This is a genomic window from Scatolibacter rhodanostii, assembly GCF_900197595.1.
GTDB classification, from domain to species: domain Bacteria; phylum Bacillota; class Clostridia; order Oscillospirales; family Acutalibacteraceae; genus Scatolibacter; species Scatolibacter rhodanostii.
In genome coordinates, this window is record NZ_FZLO01000003.1 from 109,198 (window position 1) to 127,219 (window position 18,022).

Annotated in this window: 16 protein-coding genes; 4 read left to right on the top strand and 12 right to left on the bottom strand. The window is 39.0% G+C overall.

Annotated elements, in window-relative coordinates:
• Nucleotides 1–129: 129 nt before the first annotated feature.
• The 7 genes from CS931_RS07975 to CS931_RS08005 form a co-directional block, all read right to left on the bottom strand.
• Entirely contained in the window at nt 130–1,302 is a 1,173-nt protein-coding gene (locus CS931_RS07975; protein ID WP_099205431.1) for an AGE family epimerase/isomerase, read from the bottom strand.
• Nucleotides 1,303–1,576: 274 nt separating this feature from the next.
• A complete protein-coding gene (locus CS931_RS07980; RefSeq protein ID WP_099205254.1) occupies nt 1,577–1,987 on the bottom strand; it encodes a flavodoxin in 411 nt (136 codons plus the stop codon).
• A 48-nt stretch (nt 1,988–2,035) separates the two neighbouring features.
• Complete coding sequence (locus tag CS931_RS07985; RefSeq protein ID WP_159459772.1) at nt 2,036–2,668, bottom strand: DUF3793 family protein; 633 nt, start codon at nt 2,666–2,668, stop codon at nt 2,036–2,038.
• Nucleotides 2,669–3,022: 354 nt separating this feature from the next.
• Nucleotides 3,023–3,244, bottom strand: coding sequence for a hypothetical protein (locus tag CS931_RS07990; protein WP_099205256.1), 222 nt, complete (start codon nt 3,242–3,244; stop codon nt 3,023–3,025).
• Between the two features lies 1 nt (nt 3,245).
• Entirely contained in the window at nt 3,246–4,349 is a 1,104-nt protein-coding gene (locus CS931_RS07995; RefSeq protein ID WP_099205257.1) for a GerAB/ArcD/ProY family transporter, read from the bottom strand.
• On the bottom strand, nt 4,336–5,514 hold the full coding sequence (locus CS931_RS08000) for a Ger(x)C family spore germination protein (protein WP_099205258.1): 1,179 nt from the start codon (nt 5,512–5,514) through the stop codon (nt 4,336–4,338). Before CS931_RS08000 ends, CS931_RS07995 begins: the two co-directional genes overlap by 14 nt.
• On the bottom strand, nt 5,511–7,136 hold the full coding sequence (locus tag CS931_RS08005) for a spore germination protein (RefSeq protein ID WP_099205259.1): 1,626 nt from the start codon (nt 7,134–7,136) through the stop codon (nt 5,511–5,513). Before CS931_RS08005 ends, CS931_RS08000 begins: the two co-directional genes overlap by 4 nt.
• A gap of 374 nt (nt 7,137–7,510) precedes the next feature.
• On the opposite strand from CS931_RS08005, the gene hcp reads away from it, so the two are divergent.
• The 4 genes from hcp (at nt 7,511) to CS931_RS08025 (ending at nt 11,938) form a co-directional block, all read left to right on the top strand.
• Nucleotides 7,511–9,382, top strand: a complete 1,872-nt coding sequence (gene hcp / locus CS931_RS08010) for a hydroxylamine reductase (protein WP_099205260.1) — start codon at nt 7,511–7,513, stop codon at nt 9,380–9,382.
• Nucleotides 9,383–9,814: 432 nt separating this feature from the next.
• Entirely contained in the window at nt 9,815–10,492 is a 678-nt protein-coding gene (locus CS931_RS08015) for a YveK family protein (RefSeq protein ID WP_099205261.1), read from the top strand.
• Between the two features lie 17 nt (nt 10,493–10,509).
• Nucleotides 10,510–11,223: a CpsD/CapB family tyrosine-protein kinase gene (locus CS931_RS08020; protein WP_099205262.1), complete on the top strand. Its 714-nt coding sequence runs from the start codon at nt 10,510–10,512 to the stop codon at nt 11,221–11,223.
• Nucleotides 11,198–11,938, top strand: a complete 741-nt coding sequence (locus CS931_RS08025) for a CpsB/CapC family capsule biosynthesis tyrosine phosphatase (RefSeq protein WP_099205263.1) — start codon at nt 11,198–11,200, stop codon at nt 11,936–11,938. Before CS931_RS08020 ends, CS931_RS08025 begins: the two co-directional genes overlap by 26 nt.
• 185 nt (nt 11,939–12,123) lie before the next feature.
• Here the strand turns inward: CS931_RS08025 and CS931_RS08030 are convergent, their stop codons facing one another.
• The 5 genes from CS931_RS08030 to CS931_RS08050 form a co-directional block, all read right to left on the bottom strand.
• A complete protein-coding gene (locus tag CS931_RS08030; RefSeq protein WP_099205264.1) occupies nt 12,124–12,519 on the bottom strand; it encodes a thioesterase family protein in 396 nt (131 codons plus the stop codon).
• A 164-nt stretch (nt 12,520–12,683) separates the two neighbouring features.
• Nucleotides 12,684–13,433 (bottom strand): phosphotransferase family protein, encoded by a 750-nt coding sequence (locus CS931_RS08035; RefSeq protein WP_099205265.1) that lies wholly within the window; start codon nt 13,431–13,433, stop codon nt 12,684–12,686.
• 15 nt (nt 13,434–13,448) lie between these two features.
• Nucleotides 13,449–16,058, bottom strand: coding sequence for a bifunctional acetaldehyde-CoA/alcohol dehydrogenase (adhE, locus tag CS931_RS08040; RefSeq protein ID WP_099205266.1), 2,610 nt, complete (start codon nt 16,056–16,058; stop codon nt 13,449–13,451).
• Nucleotides 16,059–16,376: 318 nt separating this feature from the next.
• Complete coding sequence (locus tag CS931_RS08045) at nt 16,377–16,916, bottom strand: biotin transporter BioY (protein WP_099205267.1); 540 nt, start codon at nt 16,914–16,916, stop codon at nt 16,377–16,379.
• Complete coding sequence (locus CS931_RS08050; RefSeq protein ID WP_099205268.1) at nt 16,913–17,926, bottom strand: biotin--[acetyl-CoA-carboxylase] ligase; 1,014 nt, start codon at nt 17,924–17,926, stop codon at nt 16,913–16,915. Before CS931_RS08050 ends, CS931_RS08045 begins: the two co-directional genes overlap by 4 nt.
• Nucleotides 17,927–18,022: the final 96 nt, after the last annotated feature.

Below are 18,022 nucleotides of genomic sequence, written 5' to 3' on the forward strand. Positions count from 1 at the left end.
ATATTTTATCCGCTTCTTCCTTATTTTCAAAAAAGTAAGCGGGTATTTTCATTCAACAAATGAAAATGAAGGTACTTTTCCTATCTTATCGTACAATAGCGTGATTTAATTTGCAGTCATCAATAGATTTCAGATTTTCTGCATTCTATTGATGACTTCGATGCACATTCTGCCATTATGATAAGGACATTTCCAAGGTTCCACAATCGGTTTCTCAAGTGGTTCTCTATTTTTGTCCAAGCCCCAAAACCACTCTCCGCTGCGTTCATCTACCAAATCATTGCGAATATATCTCCAAATATCTTTGGCAGCCTGCAAATATTTTACTTGCTCGGGTTCTTTTTGATATGCATTTAGAAAACCGACTACAGCTTCTGCCTGCACCCACCAAACTCTGGTTGTGTCTACTTTTCCGCTTTCTGCTTCATTGCAAAGAGAATTATCAATGTAAGCACGCTCATAGATGTTTTGGGCAATTTCAGATGTAACTCCTAAAAGTTTTACTGAATAGCTTTCATCTCCCAAAACCTCCAAAGCACGGTCTACAAGCCATGAAGTTTCAATATCATGCCCATAGGAGTACAAATCGATTAAACTATTCCAATATTTATCAAAGAAAACCTCTTGTCTCCCCAATTCTTTGTTATAAACCTTTTCAGCGATTATATCAAGCATCGTACGCAGTTTGTCAGCTACTTCTTCATGGTGGCTAACACGATATAGCTCGGTATAGGCCTCTAAAACATGCAATAGCGTGTTCATGGTCTTCTCAGCCATCACCCCATTTTCAGACAGTTTATCGTTATCTGCCGGCAAAAAAGAGCGGTCGAATGCTTCAAGATAGCCATATTCATCTGTACATTTTTCTTCTATCACATGATAGAGTTCTTCGGCCAGCTTAAGTGCTTCTTTGTCGCCAAACGCATCATAGTAAGAAGATAACGCATAAATAGCAAAAGCCTGATTATAGGTATGTTTTGTGCTGTCAGAGATTTTTCCATCATAGGTCACTGACCAGAAGACACCGCCGTACTCTTCATCAAGGCAATGTTCTTTTAAAAAAACATAAGCTTGTCTTGCATCTTCGCGCAAATTTTCTTCCTGCAAAAGTAGGTAAGCATTGGAGAAAAACCATAAAATGCGGCTATTGAGAATACAGCCTTTTTCATATTTTTCATCTACCGAGAGATCAAAATCCATATAGCCGTAGTATCCGCCATTCTTTTCATCCTTGAGTTTTTCCCAAAAAGGAATAATTTCTTTTGTTAAATGCTGTTTGATTTCTTGCTCAAACGTACCCATAACATTCTCCTTTTTAATGACCATCATTTCATTCTGCACCATTATTTTTTCAATTTCATGTGCAAATGTCAACATTCATGCATAGCTTAATTAAATTTATCATACCATTATCAGACCTGACAATCAATCATTTTCTCTCTGTTTTTACTCTTTTTTTACCTTACATATTCATAAAAAACAGATAATCTTCTAACTATGATGAATTTTACCTTTAAAAGCATACAAAAAAGCTGTCGGACAATATCCAACAGCTTTTTTGTAGTATATTTTTATTTTATTGAGCAATTTTAGTGCCGAACTCTTTGCACTCATCGCCAGTAGGTGCATCATTAACAATAAGCGCCTCTGTCACAAGTTGTGCGCCGGCATTCTGCATACGTTCTGACCAATCTCTCATCCACTGACCGTCGCCCCAGCCATAAGAACCGAAGAGAGCTACTTTTTTACCAGACACTGAAGCTTCGATAGAAGAAATGAATGGTTCAAATTCAGATTCTTCCAACACCTCATCGCCCATAGAGGGACATCCCAGTGCCAAAACATCGCAGTTTACATCGTCAGCACTTGCCTCTGCAACATTTTTGACAGCAACAGTTGCACCTGCCGATTCAGCACCCTCTTTGATGTAATTAGCCATAGCTTCTGTATTGCCGGATCCAGTCCAAAAAATAATATTAATTTGCATCTCAACTTCTCCTTTTATGTTCTTCGTTCTTATATGAACTTCACTTTATTACATGGCTTTAAGCCTATTTGCTGCCACATGGATAGGAAGCGGTTTATGTAATAAGTGAAGGGCATAGCTTTGTGCTTCATCAATTTGTCTAAAAATCTCTTGTGCTCTTTCAACATCGTGATATACTTTCCAATAGCGGCACAAAAGACAATTTTTTCCCCCATTGATGATAAATGCCTCTACATCTTCAGGCGGATAACCCAAAAACAGACCAATTTCATGTGGAAAATCCTCTGTTTGCAGTCGTTTTTTTAGACGTGCAAGCATTGTTCGAAACTCTTGTGCAGATGAATCATAGCCATAATGTTCAAGAATAGACAAACTCAACGGCTGAACTAAAGCCTCTTCTATTCTTTGTTGGTCATAAATGAAAACCAAAACTGATTTAGAAGAAACCTGCATTTCTTCTACCTTCAAATTTGTCGCTTTACATAGAGCTCGCTGCCTTTGACGAAAAACAGACATATAGTTGGTGCTGATACGAAATAGAACAGCAGGTTTAGCCCCTCTAATTACCGGTGCAGTTGAATAAAGAAAAAGATTCTCAATATACTGGCGGTCATCATTTATCTGTAGATCTCGTGTCGATTCTAACTGCTTTTCTGTTGCATACGGTAATGGATACGACAAAATCACACCTCGCCCCTACATAGGTTAGTTTATTCTAACTTTGTGACAAATAAAAAATCTCTTCTTCGTGACAATTCTTGCGGTAAAATGTCTACACAATATTAGTTTGCCCATATCATCGATTAGTCTTGGCTAACACAATATAGATTATCAAACTATCCTACTTTTGTCAAGTGGTTTTCCTACGGTTCATCTATAATATTTTTTATTTGAACCGTCCTCATTCTGTCTCTGCTGAATCATAACTTTTGTTAATTATCTCCTTGATACAAACAAAAATCATCTCGCTTGGCACCTAGCCAGCAAGATGATTTTCGTCGCATCATTTTTATTGCTTACACTCGCAGGTAGTTATTACGGTTTATATGAAATCCCCATTGATTTTAGTGCTTCTCCTAAAGTAAGCAAAGTGCTCGGCACTTGTATTTTATAATTCCACAAAACAGCTAACACTAAAGCTGGAATGAAGAAAAATAGTAGCGCAGCAATCCCTTTCCACGAACGCTTCCGAATGAGCGGGAGCAAATCAATCCAAGCAATAATAGCAAATACAATTACAATGGCTAAAATACCCATATTAAGCCTCCTGCTTTTTAGGATTTTTTTTGAATTTGGCAACAATTATCGTCACCAAAGGAATTATAAACTCATAAACTGTCCACAAAAAAGGTATAGTTTCTTGCCCTGAAGTTGAATGCGCAATTCCAGAAGGATATAACGTCATACTATAAAACACTATAAATGCACCAGCTGACAATACTAATCGTTTATAAGCTTTTGTTTTGAAAAGGTGCGCCATTGCTATGACAGAAACATAGTATAAAATTACAATTTTGAAAAATAAAAGAATAATTAAGATGATGGCAAACAAAATTTCAATTCTACTCATTGAGACTCCAAAATTGGCAAGATGAAGGGTCACTAAAGAAGGAACCGTAAAAACGTCCATAATATTTCCCAATACCGCAATATCTCTCAAAACAACCATAAACACGGTGATAGCTCCCAAAATAAATCCAATAAACAGATTTTTGGTAATCTCTTTGTTAGATTGCTTGACGTTGGGATGAATCATCAAAAACACGACCAATTCCCCAAAAGGAATGGCAGTGACAATATGTGTTCCTTGGATATATTTAATGATAGGCAACCGGAAAGACGGTAGAAAATTCTCAAAATCCATTTGATAGACGACCAAAAGCGTTGAGATAATGACAATAACAACCGCAACAACTGAAAAAGCAGTGCTATATTTTCCCACAAGATCAATTCCGCCTCTGACTGCAATGGCTGCTACAACAATACACATGAGTATTAACACCACCATAGGCGTTTCTCTCGTAGCCGTTAATTTTGTAAAATTACCTAGGTCTATTAAATTTAAAGCGGACAAAGTAAAAAAGAAAAAAAGATAGAGTACACCCAAAATTTTTCCTATCACTTTACCATACGTTTCTTCAAATATCTCTAGCAGATTTTTATCAGGAAAAACGATCATCAACCTTCGGTAAACCCATAACATTAAAAGGCTGAAAATAGAACCAAGCAAAATAACAAGCCATGAATCTTGCTTTGTCACTCCAGAAACAAATGAAGTCAGCAACCCTGACGATTGGATAAAACAGGCAATTGCAAACATAAATTGTTTGCCAGAAATTCTGCCCTTATCAATTCTCATCATTTCCCTCCCCAATCTCTAGCGGTTCTACAATTTTTCCTGTAGTCGGCAATTTTACTTTCACTTGAATATCAAGCTCAATATGAGAAAAGACTTCGTCCCAGTTCTCTTTCATTTTTTCCCATTCATCTGGATGTCTTCGCTTCATGGATACTCCAAACTCATAGATATCTGCATTTAAACTCTGTGCTTTTTTAAAAGTATCTTGCATTCTTTGTTGAATGCTGTCTTCTGCTACTTGTGATAAAGTTGCCGCTAGTTCTTGCCCTTGCAATCCATCAAAACCGCTTAACTCACCAATTTCAACGTTAGCATCTACCTCAAAAACAACTTTCAAATTACCGTCAGATTTGATTTCCATTTTCCTTTTTGTATTAAGCTTTTCGATGTTAAATACAGCACTTCCTTTTTCATGCTCTGATGTTATATTACATCGCTTGACGCTTCCCATTGACCATATATAACTAATCATTTCATCCGCCGTCAATTGACCTATCATTTTATCATTTTTAAACACAGCCAAGCCGTCTATTTTAAGCCCTTTTTTATCGTCTTCTCCCGTTACAGATATAATAGGCGCCATTGGCGACGAGGTTTCGTCACGCAACCGAGACATGAAATCAAACATGCGAAACTCGTAATTGTCTGAAATCCTACTTAAGTCCTGCATCATCCTTGAAATATACATGCCTGAAATTTGATCTTGCTGTAATTGCGCACTCAGCACTTCTTTTGCTTCTCCCTCAGCCACCATGATTAGCACTTCTAAACGTGCCTCTTGCGAACGAAGAAACCAATCAATCCTAGATTCTATTCCCTCTTTTGCTAAATCTTCTCCCAAAATCAGCACCTGATTATGAGGCAAAAGCATGGTTCTACTGCTGTTGCGATTAAGTTCGTTTAATCCCTCTAGCATTGTTTTTGCTTTTGTCTCCATAATAATGGTCGCACTGGACGCACCTGACTCTTCTGAACCGCCTGATTCAGAATGTGGTTTTCCAATTTGTAAGGCTATATTCATATCTTCGTTGTTTTCTTCTGATTTGTCGAGTCCAATCCCTGTGACAATAAACAAAGTATCTAACTCGTGATTATCCCAACAACCTGACAATAACAGCAAAAACGGAAAACAACCCAGCAACAATACTATTTTCACTAATTTTTTCATAAGTCCTCATCTTCCCCTTCTTCCTTTTTATGAGGTCTGAGAGGAGGGTCAATTTTGCCAATGCGCGTAATATTCCCTTCTGCAATATATTTAGGCCGTTTGACCATCGTCCAAAGTGGCATACGTACAAGTGAATCTTGTAAATTATGATTCCAAGAAAATCCATCAAAATAAGGTACACCAAAAGACGTCAGCGAACCCAAATAAAGCAGAATAGCCAGTGAACCCATTGCTAAGCCATACCACCCCGTAAAAGAGGCTAATGCCATCATGGCTACTCTAAGCATAGAAACCGAGTCACTTTGCGAGGGAACCAAAAAGGCACTAACGGCCGTAATCGCAACCACAATAACCACCGGGGCACCAACTAATCCTGCTGAAACAGCCGCATCTCCCATGACAAGTGCTCCTACAATGCTGATTGCCTGCCCGACAGGTCTAGGCAACCGAATACCTGCTTCTCTAATAATTTCAAAGGCAAACACCATAATCAGTGTTTCCACAAAGACGGGAAAAGGCGTTCCTTCTCTTGCGTTTGCAATGGTAAATAATAAAGTAGTAGGAATAATTTCTTGATGAAAATCACTTAAAGAAATATAAATACCGGGAGCAAATATAGTGATAAGATACCCGATAAATCGAGTAACTCGCATTAGGCTGGCATAAATGGTTCGTGTATAATAATCTTCTGTAGTCTGAAAGCTTTCTACAAAAAGCATGGGAGCCGTCAGTACAAAAGGTGTGCCATCTACAATAATCGCAATTCTTCCCTCCAAAATTTTTCCTGCCGCTACGTCCGGTTTTTCTGTGTATCCAACAGTTGGAAAAGGCGAAAGCGGTGCATCTTCTATATATTCTTCTATATATCCAGACTCTAAAATAGCATCTACATCCAGCTGCTTCATGCGTGATTTTACGGTTCTGATTACATCCGAGCTTACCACATCCTCTAAATACATAAGACAGATATCAGTCTGCGTTTTCCTGCCAATTTTCATGTTTTCTACATGCAGTTTGCCGCTTTTAATCTTTCTTCGAATCAAAGATGTATTGGTTCTTAGATTTTCTGTGAATCCCTCACGAGGGCCCCTAACCACGGTTTCTGACTGAGGCTCGCTAACACTGCGCTTGTCCCAGCCCTTTGTACTGATTACCAAAGCAGAAGCGCAGCCCTCCATGAAAAGCACCGTGTCTCCCGACAAGCAACCGGCAACCGCTTGAGGCAACTCCAATATTTTTTCGATTTCGCCTGAACAAAGTGCTTGTTCAATGACTCCATCCATAAGTTTTTCTTCATCTGGCTCTTGCTCACTTTGAGCTTCCCAAACTGTTAAAGGACGCAGAATTGATTCTGTAATTAAGGTATTGCTCACCAATCCATCAATAAAGGCTAATGCTCCCGTATAACAGCCATCCTTACCGGTACGAAAATAATGGATTTTTAAGTCACTGCTGTTACTTAACCTTTTTTTCAGATTGCTAACATTGCTAGAAAGCTGCTTTTTCACGCTGTCTTTGGTAATTTCTTTTTTTTCTGGCTCTTCTTTTTCTACGTCAGATTCTTTTTGCTTAGCTGCATGTAACAAAAACTTAATTTTGCGGGATATAAATTTAAAAATCACTTTGTATCTATCCTCCTACACTAAGGTTCTTTCATTTTTAAATAGGCCTTAGAGAATCATTTTATAAGAAGTAGTACCAACAAATTATTTTTCTAGTTGCCGTACTAATCTAATTCGTTTTTTATTAAATTTTTTCTAACTTCGGCTGATAAAAACATGAATACAAATGTAAATTCTAGTATAGGCAGTTTTTTTCCAAATATGCCCTGTCATGACAGATCACTGGTCAGTTTATTTGTAATTTTAATTTTTTCTTTTGTAACATTTGTTACGGATTTTAAACTGTGCTCCTGATATGATAAAGACATCACAAAAACATCTACAAAATGTAACAATTGTTTATTCTATGAATTTATGCAGGAGGAAAAGAGAATATGGAAAATAAAATGTTTTGTTATCAATGTCAAGAAACGGCTGGCAACACGGGTTGTACACAATCAGGTGTCTGCGGCAAAAAACCAGAAGTAGCGGCTATGCAAGATCTACTCATCTTTGTCAGCAAGGGAATTTCTGCTGTCACCACTTGTCTTCGAAATGAAGGGAAAAAAATAGACCCCGCTATTAATCACCTGATTACCCTTAATCTTTTCACCACAATTACCAATGCAAACTTTGATGAAGAAGCCATTGTGGCACGCATTTTTGACACATTAAATGCGAAAAAAGAATTACTCGTTCAATTGTCCAATACTGCTTCATTGCCCGAAGCCGCCCTGTGGGACGAAACCGCCAGAGTAAATTTCTCAAGTAAAGCCGCTGAAGTGGGTGTTCTTTCTACAAAAGATGAAGATGTTAGAAGTCTGCGTGAGCTTATCACTTATGGACTAAAAGGACTTTCTGCTTACAGCAAACACGCTAATGCTCTTTTGAAAGACGACGAAGACGTAGACGCTTTCTTGCAAAGTGCCCTTGCTAAAACACTTGATGATTCTTTGAGCCTAAATGATTTAGTTGCTCTTACCCTTGAAACAGGTAAATACGGCGTAAACGGCATGGCACTACTTGACAATGCAAATACTACAACTTACGGCAACCCTGAAATCACAACTGTGAAAATCGGTGTAGGTAATCGCCCCGGTATTTTGGTTTCCGGTCACGATTTGCGTGATATGGAAATGTTACTCAAACAAACAGAAGGCACGGGAGTTGATATTTATACGCACTCTGAAATGCTGCCGGCTCACTACTATCCCGCTTTCAAAAAATATAATCATTTTGTCGGTAACTACGGCAATGCTTGGTGGAAACAAAAAGAAGAATTTGAAACCTTTAATGGACCCATTTTAATGACCACTAACTGTATTGTTCCCCCAAAAGAGAGCTATAAAGATCGCCTTTATACAACTGGCGCAGCAGGATTCCCCGGGTGCAAACATATTGCCGGTGAAATTGGTGAAGAAAAAGATTTTTCTGCTATTATTGAGCACGCTAAAAAATGTGCTGCTCCAACTGAAATTGAGAGCGGCGAAATTGTCGGCGGATTTGCTCATAATCAAGTGTTGGCTTTGGCAGACACCGTTGTGGGTGCTGTTAAATCAGGCGCAATCAAAAAATTTGTGGTTATGGCCGGTTGTGACGGGCGTGCAAAATCTCGCAACTACTATACCGATTTTGCCAGTGCGCTGCCAAAAGATACCGTGATTCTTACAGCTGGCTGCGCAAAATATCGATACAACAAACTTGACCTTGGCGACATCGGTGGAATTCCACGCGTTCTTGACGCCGGACAATGCAACGACTCTTATTCCTTAGCCGTTATTGCTCTGAAACTAAAAGAAGTCTTTGATTTAGACGATATCAATGAGCTGCCTATTGTTTATAACATTGCTTGGTATGAACAAAAAGCCGTTATCGTTTTGTTGGCACTTCTTTATTTGGGCGTAAAAGATATTCATCTTGGCCCGACACTGCCAGGTTTCCTCTCTGCTAACGTTGCCAAAGTACTGGTCGAAAATTTTGGCATTGCCCCCATCGGCACGGTTGAAGATGACATCAAGCTTTTCTTTGATGAAGAAGAAAATGATGATAGCCGCGTTTCTGTATCAGGCATTACCGCTGATTCTCTTATCGGTGACATTCTGCTCCAGTATCCCGACACCGCTCCCATTCTGATGTCCTGCGGTATGCACTGCCTAGGCTGCCCTTCCTCTCAAATGGAATCTCTTGCCGATGCCTGCATGGTTCATGGCATTGATGTAAACATCGTCCTGAATCAACTAAATGCATTTGTAACCCAAAACAACTAATAGCTCTTATCGTTAGAATGGCCGCTTCTTTATCCAGTAAGAAGCGGCCATTCTTTATTGAGCGAATATTTTTAAATACTTTTCTCTAATTTAGTGGGGTATAATAAACAAGGCACATTTTATTTTCTACAAAAATTTTCGGAAATCCACGGTTCAAAATAAAACTAAATAATATTTTTATAGATTTCATCGTCGCTTTATGATATACTTTTTAAGGTATAAAAATGGGAATTCTTTCTTCTTTTTTACTAATCCAATAGATTGCAAATTTTCTATGTTTTCACCATCAATAATAGGCAAATAGATGTTGTTTTGCCTATTCCAAAGCAACAAGCGGCAATATCCTTTTGCTTTGAAAGCCAATTGATTTTTTATTTCTAATATGATAATATATCATATGGTATCATTTAATTTTACAAGCGAGGTTATGAGATGCAAGAAGAGTTAAGTCTAGCTGAAATTCTGTACACTTTACAAAAGCGTTGGAAATGGATTTTTATTTCTACCATTTTAGGTGGCATTGCCGTATTTCTTCTATCTAGTTTTTTGCTCCCTAAAAAATATACATCTACTTTAGAGCTTTATGTCAATAATGCTCAATCCTCTGTTTCTAGCGGTGACCTGAACATTAATGATATCAATGCCGCACAAAAATTGGTTTCTACTTATGTTGTCATTTTAAAGAACCCTGATGTCATGCAAACGGTTGCTGATACAGTCGGGAGTGTCGACAAGAAATTTATTGAGGACACTATTGTGATGGCTTCTGTTGATAACACAGAAGTATTGCGTATTTCAGCTGAAACAACTGACCCCGATTTATCTGCGCAAATTTGCAACACTATGGCTGAACTTGCTCCTGGTATTTTGACCCGTGTGGTTAAAGCCGGTTCTGTTGAGATTATCGCTCCTGCGGTGCCTTCTCCTCTTCCCAGTTCTCCCAATGTGATACGCAACACCGTGATTGGCGCCTTTCTATTCTTCATGCTAGCTGTAGGTGCCTCTATCCTTCTTTACTTTTTAGATACAACTGTAAAGGGTGAAGAAGATATTAAGCAACGTACTGGTCTCTCTGTACTTGGTGAAATCCCTGTTATTACCGATAAATAAAGCTAAGGAGCCTTTTAATGGTTAAAAATAAAGACGTTCACGGCAAGAACCGTTCATCAAAAATTCTAAGCAAGGCTTCTTCTTTTCAAGTCGTTGAAGCTTATAATACTTTGCGCGCAAATCTGCTCTTCTCCTTATCTACTTCACAAAAAAAATCTGTTATTTTTACAAGCTCTGAACCGGGTGCCGGTAAATCCACTACCTGTTCAAATTTAGCTTTGGCCATGTCGCAAACAGGTGCTCGTGTCATCATTCTTGATGCTGATATGAGAAAACCCGTGCAGCACAAAATTTTTCGCCTAAACAATGTAGACGGTCTTTCAAAACTACTGAGCGGTCTTTCTCCTTTAGAAGACTGCCTTTTAGAGACACGTTCTCCTAATTTGCATATTATTACAGCTGGGCCCATTCCACCAAACCCTTCAGAACTTCTAGGCTCACAGCGGATGGGCTATTTAATTGAAGCTCTCTCAGAATCCTATGATTATATTTTCATTGATACGCCGCCTATCAACGTCGTTGCAGACGCACTGATGTTTTTAGATCAAACCGCAGGTGTTCTACTGATTGCTAAACAAAAACAAACTCATTATGATGAATTACAACGAGCAGCAGAAAAAGTTCATAACTTAAAAGGAAATGTGTTGGGTGTCATTGTTTCCAGTGTCTCTGTCGCTGACAAACCCTACAAGAGTTATTCTCATTATGCCTATGAATCTTCTAATGAATAATCTTTCTCAATATCAACAAACTTTTCATTTGGATTTGCATACACATTGTCTGCCTGGAATCGATGACGGAGCCAAGAATCCTGAAGTTTCTCTGCAGCTTTTATCTCGACTGTTAGAGCAGGGAATCACGAAAGTTGTTTTTACTCCTCATTTTTATCCACACAAAGAAACGCTCTCTTCTCTGCTTAGAAGGCGGTTTGAATCTTGGAACCGTCTAATTCCTCATCTTCAAGGCAAAAAAGTTCCTAATCTTTGCGTGGGGGCAGAGATTTATTTAACACGTGAACTTAGCCGAGAAGATTTGCGCCCCTTATGCCTTGGAAAGAGTAATTATTTGTTGATTGAAATGCCCCGTCAGCCTTATCATGAATGGATGGCAGAGGAAATTCAGAACATTGCTTTCACTTGGAATGTCATCCCCATTATTGCTCACATTGAACGTTATCTTCCTTGGTATAGTGCCAAAGATTATGAAAGCTTGCTTGCCTTCGATGAGCAGATTTTACAATTTAATGCTGAATCTGTTCTCAAGAAAACAGATTTCAAATTTATTTATAAGCTATATCAAGTTGGGTATCCTCTTCTCATTAGCAGTGATTGTCATGATTTAGAAATGCGGCGACCCGTTTTTGATCAAGCTGTCCAATTTTTATCCAAGAAAAAACAAGGGCGAGAAATTCTGGCTGCTTTGCAAAATGACAATTTAGTTTTATGAATCTAAGTTTTCCACCCTTATCTAATTAGTATTTTTTTAATTTGCTCACTTTTTATAAGATATCTGCAGAATTTTGATGAACAGATATCTTACAAAAAGTGAGCTTTTATTCATAACAAAAGACATAGCGTATAAAAAAACACACCATGTCTTTGTTATGGGATATTCTTGTTTTATCAATTAAATCAAGCTTTATTTAATTTTCCATTTGTTTTTTCCATAAAGCGTTCTGCGGATATAATAAAGCGTTCATGGCGACCTTTGCCAATCAATCCGCTTTCATCAAACGCCTGCACAGAAAAAATTAATTTTCTACCGTCTATCTCTTCTAATAAACTTTCTGCTTTAACTGTCATACCCATAGGAGTAGCATTGATATGTTCAATCTGCATGAGTGTTCCTACTGTAGTTTCTCCGTCTTTTAAATGAGGCTGCACACTTTCACAAGCAGCTTTTTCCATAAGAGCTACCATCGCCGGCGTAGCAAAAACAGCTAAACTTCCACTGCCCATCTCTTTTGCAGAGTTTTCTTTCGCCGCCATCGTTTCTGCTTGTCCTCTAATTCCTATTTCCATATTCATTCACTCTTTCTTTTTATTGTTTTAAGATAAAACTCATGTAATTTCTATTTTACCCATTATAGCATGAAACAAAGGCAATCTCCACTAATAGTTGTTTATTCAAAAAGAAGGAAGAGTACTTTTGCACTCTTCCTTCTTTTACATCTATTGAAACTAAAGTAAAATTATTCGTATTCAACAACACTTGCCCATTTGATAAGCAAGTCTTTTTCCTCTGGTTTTCCTTTGATAGACTGTGATGCAGCTACAATGGGAAGCCATTTTTGCACATATTGTTTTGCTGTGTCACTCTTTTGGCAGAACAAATCCAGATATTTTTCAGCCAAATCAATTTGCCCTTTAAGGTGGAACAGCAAATAGGTTCTGGCAGCATCAGCACTGGCATTGCCCTGTGTAGCATGTGACCAGTCTAAAATGCCATAGCTACCATCATCATTCAGCAAAACATTACTGGGATTAAAATCACCGTGGCACAGTTTTTTGTGCTTAGGCATACTCTCTAATCTGGTATGCAACTCATAGCGAGTGGTAGCATCCAAGTCTGTTTGAGAAATTTTGGTGTTCATTTTGTCTTTCAGTTTGTTTAAAAGCGGTACTTTGTGGTTGTGTATCTCAAGTTGAATATCAACAAATTTTTCTAGATACTCATCTGTCTTCTCGGGGTTTTTGCTGATCAAATTTGTAATGGTTTCGCCTTGTAAAAATGTCATTACAATTGCCCATTTGCCGTCAATTTTGGTAACCTCGACCACTTTGGGTGTCGGTAGACCGGTTTCTTCAACTCTTGCAAGATTCAATGCCTCATTGAGTATGTCAGATTTTGAGAATTTTTCATCAAAAATTTTAACTACATTGTTCCCGTCACGATAGATTTTTTTTGAAGATCTTTCGGCTATCATTTGATCAAAGTTCATGATTTGGTTCCCCCTTTAGTTTCCATAATAAGAATCAAGATAAAGTTGTTTAATCTCACTCATCAGCGGATATCTCGGGTTTGCGCCTGTGCACTGGTCATCAAATGCATTTTCAACCATTTCGTCAAGTGTAGCAAGGAAATCTTTCTCGCTGATTCCGTATTCAGCAATTGATTTCTTCACGCCGCATGTGGCTTTTAATTCTTCAATAGCAGCAATATATTTGTCTAAAGTATCGTTATCATCTTTGCCAAAAATACCCATAAAGTTGGCACATTCAACATAACGTTTTTTTGCATGGGGATATTGATATTGTGAGAAGGTTCCCATTTTGGTTGGAACATCTTCTGCGTTATAGCGAATTACATTGGTGAAAATCAATGCATTGGCAATACCATGAGGCAAGTGGTGATAAGCGCCTAATTTATGAGCCATGGAGTGGTTTAGTCCCAAGAAGGCATTGGCGAACGCCATACCTGCCATACAAGAAGCTTCTGCCATTTTCTCTCTGGCATAAGGATCTTTCGCACCGTTTTCATAAGCAGACGGTAGATAAGTCAAAACGTTTTTCATGGCTTTAAGTGCCAAGCCGTCTGTGAATTCTGTTGCCATAATAGAAACATAAGCTTCTGTTGCGTGAGTCAAAACGTCGAGACCGGAAGCACTGGTCAGACCTTTTGGCTGGTTCATCATGTTGTCTGCATCTACGATTGCCATATTAGGGAGCAATTCATAGTCAGCCAGCGGATATTTGATACCGGTTTTTTCGTCAGTGATAACAGCAAAAGGAGTTACCTCAGAACCTGTACCGGAAGAAGTTGGGATGGCAACAAACAAAGCTTTTTCGCCCATTTTAGGGAATTTATAGACACGTTTGCGGATATCCATGAAATCCATAGCCATTTTGGGGAAGTCTTCATCTGCTTCGGGGTGTTCATAGAGAACCCACATGATTTTAGCAGCATCCATTGGAGAACCGCCACCAAGAGCGATAACAACATCAGGATTAAAGGCTTTCATGCGCTCTGCGCCTTCTCTGGCACAAGCAAGGGTTGGATCGGGAGCAACGTCAGCAAAGCAAGTATACTGAATACCCAGTGCATCCAATTTATCAGTCAAAGGCTTGGTATAGCCATTTTCAAACAAGAAACCATCGGTAACAATGAAAGCTTTCTTGCAGCTATATTCATCTTTTAGCTCATTTAAAGCAACCGGCATACAGCCTTTTTTGAAGTAGACCTTTTCAGGAGCGCGGAACCAAAGCATATTTTCTCTCCTCTCAGCGACGGTTTTAATATTCAGCAAATGTTTAACGCCTACGTTTTCTGAAACAGAGTTGCCGCCCCAAGAGCCGCAGCCCAATGTCAGAGAAGGAGTTAAGCTGAAGTTATACAAATCGCCGATTGCACCGTGAGAAGCAGGTGTATTGACCAAAATACGGCAGGTTTTCATGGCAGCAGCATGTTTTTCAATCTTGGCACGTTCTGCTGTGTTGACATACAAACAACCTGTATGTCCTAAGCCGCCGTCTTCAACCAATTGTTCTGCTTTTGCCAAAGCATCATCAAAATCTTTTGCTTTGTACATAGCAAGTACGGGAGAAAGTTTTTCGTGAGCAAATTCTTCAGACAGCTCAACGCTTTCGACTTCACCAATTAAAATCTTAGCTGCTTCAGGTACTTTTACCCCGGCAAGAGCAGCAATAGTAAAGGCGGATTGACCAACAATCTTAGCATTCAGCGCACCATTGATAATGATGGTCTTACGCACTTTTTCAGTTTCTTCTTTATTGAGGAAATAACAGCCGCGTTTCTTAAATTCATCTTTAACTGCTTTATAAACACCCTCTAGCACAATAACAGATTGCTCAGAGGCACAAATCATACCATTATCAAATGTCTTAGAATGAATGATTGAGTTGACAGCCATAATCACATCTGCTGTGTCGTCAATAACAACCGGTGTGTTACCGGCACCAACACCCAGAGCAGGTTTGCCAGAGGAATAAGCGGCACGCACCATACCAGGACCACCTGTTGCCAAAATGGTGTCAGCCTCTGCCATAACGGTATTTGTCATTTCCAAAGACGGCTCATCAATCCAAGCAATAATATTTTCAGGAGCACCGGCAGCTACAGCGGCTTCTAGCACAACTTTAGCAGCTTCAATGGTAGAATTCTTAGCACGGGGATGTGCACTGATAATGATACCATTGCGGGTTTTTAAAGAAATCAGCGTTTTAAAAATAGCAGTAGAAGTGGGGTTTGTGGTCGGAATAACAGCAGCGATAACACCGATTGGATCTGCAATCTTGGTGATTCCGGCGCTTTCATCGCGTTCAATAATACCACAGGTTTTGGTATCTCTATAAGCATTGTAAACATATTCGGCGGCATAGTGGTTTTTGATGATTTTGTCTTCCACAATACCCATTCCGGTTTCTGCAACAGCCATTTTAGCAAGCGGAATTCTCATGCTATTAGCGGCAGTAGAAGCGGCGAAGAATATTTTGTCTACTTGCTCTTGCGTATAGGTCGCAAAAATCTTTTGTGCCTCACGAACTCTGGCAATAGCGCTGTGAAGAGTTTCAACACTAGTCACTGGTTCATATGTCTTCTTTTTCATAAAAATAATCACCCATTCTTTTCTATTTTGCTGTGGTGGATAGTCGGATAAGGAAAAGTTAAAATATTAACATATTTAACTTTGATAATATTTTAACATTCTTTTAAGGTTTTGTAAATAGGATGAATCTACAACCAGTCTAAACATGACGTGAATATTTTATGCAATTATACCATATAAATGACAAAGAAGAAAGTCGATTTTTCTGTTTTATAGTACTATCACTTTAAATTTGCTGAAATACAGAAGGTTCCCCATGCCGCAGCGAAGGAGAACCAAATGACTGACACTATTCTAATTTTGTTTGATGATTAATCATTAAGCCATTTTTGCTTTTTTCAGTGCGGCGGTAATTCGATTTCCTAAAAGCCAAGCTACTGCTACTGAAGCTACATCTTTAATAAGATAAGGAACAGATACCAATACAAACGATTCCATCCACGTGCGCTCTGTTAAAGCCGCAAATTGAATAACTCCCAAGAAGTGACAGATTGCCAACCCTAGAATCGCCAATGCAATAAGTATCACTTTATTTTGTGCACGTTCTCCCACTCCGCACAAAACGGCTAAGAAAAGGAATCCCCATAAAAAACCACCTGTCGGCCCTGCAAATTGCCCTATTCCTGCGCTAAAGCTTGAAAAAACAGGAAGTCCTACTGCACCCATTGCCCAATACAAAATAATGGATACAGCCGATAATTTTGGGCCTAGAATGAATCCACACAGAGCGATGCCAAATGTCTGCAATGTGGTGGATACCCCCGTAGGCATCGGAAAGCTAATCCACGCACAAATGACCACTATAGCCGTCACCGCTGCTATTTTTGTCATGGTTTGAATATTTTCTCTCGATTTCATTGTATTTGCTCCTTTGATTTTTGCAAGATTTTCTTTAATGATTCTTTTTCAATTGATGCCTCACCCGATGAATATTTTTTTATCTCACCACTGTCTAACCGCACAATTAATTCTGCTCTATTGCTAATGCCCACCACTATTCCATGTGACTCTTGATTGCCTTGCGTGAATGTAATTTGACAATCGGTCAAAAGAGAACGACTTTGGTATTCAGACATAAATTCATGTGCTGACAATTTTTGGTACATTCCTATAAATCGAGTCAAAATTTCTGCCGCCAGTTTAGCTTTGATTCCGTCAGGCGCGTTTTCGTTGAACAAAGCTCCTGCTACATCACGAATTTCTTCCGGAAATCCGCCTTGTGGCAGAGTAACATTAATTCCCATTCCAAGAACAGCATAATTAACACTTCCGCTCTCAAAATCCATCGAAGCTTCCGTCAAAATTCCGCAAACTTTCTTTCCTTTGACATAGATGTCATTGACCCATTTAATCTTGGCTTTGCTGTCTGTTATCGTTTCAATCGCCTGTGCCACAGCAACAGCTGCCGCTACTGTGATAAACAGAGCTTCATCCGGCAAGCACTTCGGACGTAGAATCACGCTCATGTAAAGACCGCCGCCAGAAGGCGAATAGAAAGAGCGGCCCAGTCTGCCCTTGCCCCCTAGTTGTTCTTCAGCAATTAGTACAGTTCCCTCTTTGGCACCATTTTCTGCCAAAGCTTTCAACTCTGTATTGGTAGAACCTACTGATTTCTTAACCTCTATTTTAAAAGGATGAACTTTGGGCATATGCAACAAAATTGAAGTGGCGGATAATGTTTGTCCTTCTGCACACAATTTATACCCAGCATTGGTCACAGCTTTAATCACAAATCCTTCTTCACGTAGGTTCTGTACGGCTTTCCATATGCTATTTCGACTGACCCCTAGACTTTGTGCTATTTTCTCACCAGAAACAGCTTGCCCTTTCTGTTTTAGTAAATAATCTAATACTTGTGTTTTTACCATTTACACCATTTCTTCCTCTCTCCTCCATACTTGCCCATTAAGCAAAAATCTCCTTACTCTATTTTCAAAAATAACATAGCAAAAAAGCATTGTCAA

What these genes read in the sequence shown, in the direction of transcription:
- CS931_RS07975 (WP_099205431.1), bottom strand. Translation starts at nt 1,302, where the DNA reads ATGGGTACGTTTGAGCAAGAAATCAAACAGCATTTAACAAAAGAAATT.
- CS931_RS07980 (WP_099205254.1), bottom strand. Translation starts at nt 1,987, where the DNA reads ATGCAAATTAATATTATTTTTTGGACTGGATCCGGCAATACAGAAGCT.
- CS931_RS07990 (WP_099205256.1), bottom strand. Translation starts at nt 3,244, where the DNA reads ATGGGTATTTTAGCCATTGTAATTGTATTTGCTATTATTGCTTGGATT.
- CS931_RS07995 (WP_099205257.1), bottom strand. Translation starts at nt 4,349, where the DNA reads ATGATGAGAATTGATAAGGGCAGAATTTCTGGCAAACAATTTATGTTT.
- CS931_RS08000 (WP_099205258.1), bottom strand. Translation starts at nt 5,514, where the DNA reads ATGAAAAAATTAGTGAAAATAGTATTGTTGCTGGGTTGTTTTCCGTTT.
- hcp (WP_099205260.1), top strand. Translation starts at nt 7,511, where the DNA reads ATGGAAAATAAAATGTTTTGTTATCAATGTCAAGAAACGGCTGGCAAC.
- CS931_RS08015 (WP_099205261.1), top strand. Translation starts at nt 9,815, where the DNA reads ATGCAAGAAGAGTTAAGTCTAGCTGAAATTCTGTACACTTTACAAAAG.
- CS931_RS08020 (WP_099205262.1), top strand. Translation starts at nt 10,510, where the DNA reads ATGGTTAAAAATAAAGACGTTCACGGCAAGAACCGTTCATCAAAAATT.
- CS931_RS08025 (WP_099205263.1), top strand. Translation starts at nt 11,198, where the DNA reads ATGCCTATGAATCTTCTAATGAATAATCTTTCTCAATATCAACAAACT.
- CS931_RS08030 (WP_099205264.1), bottom strand. Translation starts at nt 12,519, where the DNA reads ATGAATATGGAAATAGGAATTAGAGGACAAGCAGAAACGATGGCGGCG.
- CS931_RS08035 (WP_099205265.1), bottom strand. Translation starts at nt 13,433, where the DNA reads ATGAACTTTGATCAAATGATAGCCGAAAGATCTTCAAAAAAAATCTAT.
- adhE (WP_099205266.1), bottom strand. Translation starts at nt 16,058, where the DNA reads ATGAAAAAGAAGACATATGAACCAGTGACTAGTGTTGAAACTCTTCAC.
- CS931_RS08045 (WP_099205267.1), bottom strand. Translation starts at nt 16,916, where the DNA reads ATGAAATCGAGAGAAAATATTCAAACCATGACAAAAATAGCAGCGGTG.
- CS931_RS08050 (WP_099205268.1), bottom strand. Translation starts at nt 17,926, where the DNA reads ATGGTAAAAACACAAGTATTAGATTATTTACTAAAACAGAAAGGGCAA.